Below are 2,963 nucleotides of genomic sequence, written 5' to 3' on the forward strand. Positions count from 1 at the left end.
CTGCAGCACGATGATCTCATCGGCCGTGATCACCGTCGACAGGCGGTGAGCGATGACGATGGTGGTGCGGCCACGGCTGACCAGATCGAGCGCGGCCTGGATCTCCTGTTCGGTGTGGCTGTCGAGCGCCGAGGTCGCTTCGTCGAGCATCAGGATCGGCGGCGCCTTCAAAATGGTGCGGGCGATTGCCACGCGCTGCTTCTCGCCGCCCGAAAGTTTTAGCCCGCGTTCGCCGACCATCGACTTGTAGCCGTCAGGCAATCGCTCGATGAACGGGCCGATCTGAGCGAGTTCGGCCGCCTTGCGCATATCCTCCTCGCTGGCACCGATGCGGCCATAGCGGATGTTGTAGGCGATGGTGTCGTTGAACAGCACGGTGTCCTGCGGCACCATGCCGATCGCCCCGCGCAGGCTCTCCTGCGTCACGTCCCTGATATCCTGGCCATCGATCAGCACCTGGCCGCCCTGCACGTCGTAGAAGCGGAACAGAAGCCGCGAGATGGTCGACTTGCCGGCACCCGAAGGCCCGACAATGGCGACGGTCTTGCCGGCCGGCACCTCGAAGCTGATGCCCTTCAGGATCTTCCGGTTCGGGTCATAGGAGAAGTGCACGTCGCGGAACTCGACCTTGCCGGCGCTGACCGCGATTGGCCTGGCATCCGGCTTGTCGACGATCTCCTGCGGCACATCCAGCAGATCGAACATCTGCTCGATATCGGTGAGCCCCTGGCGGATTTCGCGGTAGATGAAGCCGATGAAATTGAGCGGCACCGACAGCTGCATCAGCATGGCGTTGATGAAGACGAAGTCACCGACCGTCTGCGTGCCGGCCTGCACTTCGAGCGCCGACATGCACATGACGATGACGGTGCCCAGGCCGAAGATGATGCCCTGCCCGAAATTCAACCAGCCAAGCGAGGTCCAGATGCGCGTCGCGGCGACCTCGTAGCGTGCCATGGAGCGGTCGAAGCGCTCGGCTTCCATGCCCTCATTGTTGAAATATTTCACCGTCTCGTAGTTGAGCAGCGAGTCGATTGCCTTGGTGTTGGCGTCGGTATCGCTGTCGTTCATGTCGCGGCGGATCGAGATGCGCCAGTCGCTGGCGCGGACCGTGAACCAGACATAGACCCAGACGGTGACCGCGACGACGACCACATATTTCCAGCCATAGGTGTAGGCGAAGATGCCCGTGGTCAGCGCGAATTCGAGGATGGTCGGCGCCGTGTTGAGCATGATGAAGCGCACGATCGTCTCGATGCCCTTGGTGCCGCGCTCGATGATGCGCGACAGGCCGCCGGTGCGGCGCTCGAGATGGAAGCGCAGCGACAGTTGGTGCATGTGAACGAAAGTACGGAAGGCGAGCTGGCGCACGGCATATTGGCCGACGCGGGCAAACAGCGCGTCGCGCAACTGATTGAAGCCAAGCTGCACCAGGCGCACGACATTGTAGGCGACGACCAGCATGACGGGCGCCAGCAGGAAGCTCGGCAGCGGCGGCGCCGATTTGGCGTCGCCGGCCAGCGCGTCGGTCGCCCATTTGAAGAAATAGGGACCGGCGACCAGCGTCAGCTTGGCGACGACCAGCAACAGCGTCGCCCATGTGACCCGGGCTCTCAGATCGGCGCGATCCGCTGGCCACATGTAAGGCCACAAATTGAGCAGCGTCTTGAAAGTCGAGGAGTCGGAGACGGTTTTTTCGGCCATTTCTTGTGCCTTCTTCTTATTTCAGCGGCCGGAGCAGCAGGAATTGACGAGAGCGGCCACCGATGCGGAGACATCGGCGAGCGCGGCATGGTCGATCGCATAGCGCGAGCGCTGGCGATCGGGCTCGAAGCGAACCAGCCCGGCTTCGACCAGTATTTTCAGATGTTGTGACACGGTGGACTGCGCCAGATCTAAGCGGTCGACGACCTCGCGGCAGCAGCAGGAACTGCTCGTCGATAGGTGTTTCAGGATTTCGATCCGCGCCGGATGGGAAAGCGCTGCAAGTCGGGCGGCGACCGCACGGCTGTCCGGACCGCCGCATGATGCGTTTGTTTCCATCAGGGATTCTGCCATCGTTCATCGGCGATAGACGATGAACGGGCACGGGGCAAGCTAACCCTATGGGCAGAGCGCCGGAACCGCCAATCTCCCCCTCGTGGGAGAGATGTCCGGCAGGACAGAGAGGGGCGCGAAGGATCGCGACTTTCCACGATCAAAGCATTACGAGCAGCCGTAAGGTAGCTCGACCGGATTTGGCCGACAGGCTGGCGAGACAGCGCCCTCCTCTGCCCTGCCGGGCATCTCCCACAAGGGGGAGATTGCGCTCAACCGTCGGCGCTCAAACCCTACTCCGTCTTGGCGGGCGCTGTCGTTGCCTGCTCGCCCATGGCCTTGAGGTCGGCGGCTTCGCCTTCCTTCGACTTTTCCGGGACCTTGAACACCTGGCCCGGCCAGATGCGGTCGGGATCACTGATCTGGTCCTGGTTGGCGAGGTAGATGGTCGAGAAGCGTACGCCGTGGCCATAGACGCGCCGCGAGATCCGCCACAGCGTGTCGTTGCGGCGGATGATGACGGCGCCGTCGGCATGTTCAAGCTTGGGCGCCACCGTCTCGGGCACATCGCTTGGCGGCGTCGCCTCCGCCATAACGGCCGGAGCCTCGGTGGCGGGAGCAGGCGTCGTGGCCGCGGCCGGTGCCTCGGCGGCGGTAGGTGCGGCCGGCTTGGGCTGAACGGGCTTCGGCGCCGAGGGTGCCACGGCGGCGATCGCTTCGCCGGGCTCACGCTCGAACGGTACGGCCGCGCGGGCCACAACTGTCACACCGTCGGCATCGAGGCCGTCGACATGGATTGTGTAGCTGCCGACCGGAACGTCGCGCGTCGCCTCGACCAGGAAATGACCGTCCGTCGAAGTTTGCGCGTCACCGAGCAGGATGTCGTTGGCATAGGCGCGCACCTTGCGGCCGGCATCGGCGAGGCC

3 protein-coding genes are annotated in these 2,963 nt (G+C 63.8%); all 3 read right to left on the reverse strand.

Annotated features, from left to right (window positions below; translation table 11 throughout):
* On the reverse strand, positions 1–1,704 hold a 1,704-nt coding region (locus EN969_RS24585; protein WP_164758459.1), incomplete at its 3' end, for an ABC transporter ATP-binding protein/permease.
* A 21-nt stretch (positions 1,705–1,725) separates the two neighbouring features.
* Positions 1,726–2,058: a metalloregulator ArsR/SmtB family transcription factor gene (locus EN969_RS24590; protein WP_013532548.1), complete on the reverse strand. Its 333-nt coding sequence runs from the start codon at positions 2,056–2,058 to the stop codon at positions 1,726–1,728.
* Between the two features lie 272 nt (positions 2,059–2,330).
* The coding region (locus tag EN969_RS24595) for a LysM peptidoglycan-binding domain-containing protein (RefSeq protein WP_164758460.1) at positions 2,331–2,963 on the reverse strand (633 nt) is incomplete at its 5' end.

This window comes from Mesorhizobium sp. M7A.F.Ca.CA.003.01.2.1 (assembly GCF_003998945.1).
Taxonomy (GTDB): domain Bacteria; phylum Pseudomonadota; class Alphaproteobacteria; order Rhizobiales; family Rhizobiaceae; genus Mesorhizobium; species Mesorhizobium ciceri.